General features: G+C 67.7%; 1 protein-coding gene. It reads right to left on the reverse strand.

Going from position 1 to position 1,437, the window contains the following annotated elements; translation table 11 throughout:
- The coding region (locus ACZLZY_RS24845) for a tannase/feruloyl esterase family alpha/beta hydrolase (protein WP_472936637.1) at positions 1–1,355 on the reverse strand (1,355 nt) is incomplete at its 3' end.
- Between the last annotated feature and the right edge of the window lie 82 nt (positions 1,356–1,437).

Below are 1,437 nucleotides of genomic sequence, written 5' to 3' on the forward strand. Positions count from 1 at the left end.
CCGTACCGCGTCCCCAGAAGGCTGTCGGGTGCCCTGCCCTCCTCCACCCACCGCACGAGGGACATGAGGCTGTCGGCCTCAGGGTTGCTCGGCACCACGGACGAGAAGGGCTGCCCGATGTCTGTCGCCCCGGGCCCACCGAAGCAGTGGCCCATGCCGGGCACTAGGAAGAGACGGAGGAACTCCTGCGTCGAGGCAAGGTCGCCGCGGGCGGAGACGGCGCGCTCGTAGTAGTTCACGACCTCCTGGAAAGGGACCGCCGGATCGGCAAGCCCCGTGTAGATCATCGCCTTCCCACCCCGTCGGCGGAAGTTGCCGAAGTCGACGTCGTTGGCGTTGAGCCTCGAGGACAGCAGCGCGTCCAGTCGGTCGACGTCGCGGTCGAAGTCGAAGGACCTCGTGTCGAAGCCGGCCCCGAACGCCCAGGTGAACGGGTAGAACTGTTGGGCCGGCCAAGCCGCGGGGTCGCCCTGGAGCGAGGGGCCGAGTGGCTGGTCCTCGCTCCCTGGCGTGAGGCCAGGATAGATCCGCTCGTCCGTGCGCGGGTTGACGGCGCCTGCGTAGAGCTTGCGGAGCGCGCCGACCTGCGGCTCCGTGAGACACTGGTCTCCCGCTGCGCCCGCCTCGCATCTCGGAAGTGTCTGCGGGTCGAAGCGGCATTGCCGGGGATCGGTTAGAAACGTGTCGCCGGGGGCGCCGCCGTCCTTGGGGCCGCACTGGTCGATCACGGCCTTCGACACCATCGCAAGGTTGACGGGCGAAAGGCGGCTGCTCTCTGTCTCGTTCAGCGCGTTGTAGTTCCACAGGAACGAGGTGGCGACGTGGGTACGGTTGTTGCCGGGATCGCCGGAGAGCACGCCGTCGTAGTCGCCTGGGTACCGCTGCGCCGATCCGAGTGCCTGCTGGCCGCCCGTCGAGCAGCCTTCGAAGTAGGAGCGAAAGGATTCGGACCCGTAGAAGGCACCAACAAGGAGCTTGCCGACTCGGGTCATCTCATGTGTCGCGCGGTGGCCGAAGTCCGTCCAACGTTCCGGATGATCGACGGTCAGGTTGATGTCCGGCGCCGTACCGAGGTCGGTGTTGGCAACCGCAAAGCCTCGCCGCAGGCCCTCGACCATGCCCATGCCATAGGCAATCGATCCTGCCCCGCCGCCGTTCCCCGTGCCGAGGAAGCGGCCATTCCAGCCTTCGGTGGGCATCCAGACCTCGATGCCGATCCTGGAGTCAGGTGAAGGCGTCGCGATCGCTTCGACGCGGCAGAAGGCGGGCATCTTGGCCGCACGTTCGCCGAGGTCCGGAGCGTAGGGCGCGGGCGGCGGGGTGAACTCTCCCGCTCCGACAGCGGACACGGACATGATCGTGACATCCGGTACCGGAAGGCCCGCCAGATCGTTGCAGGCAGTCGGTGTCGGGCCGGCGGCGTCGGCCGATCGAATG

This window comes from Mesocryomonas lacus, assembly GCF_055730135.2.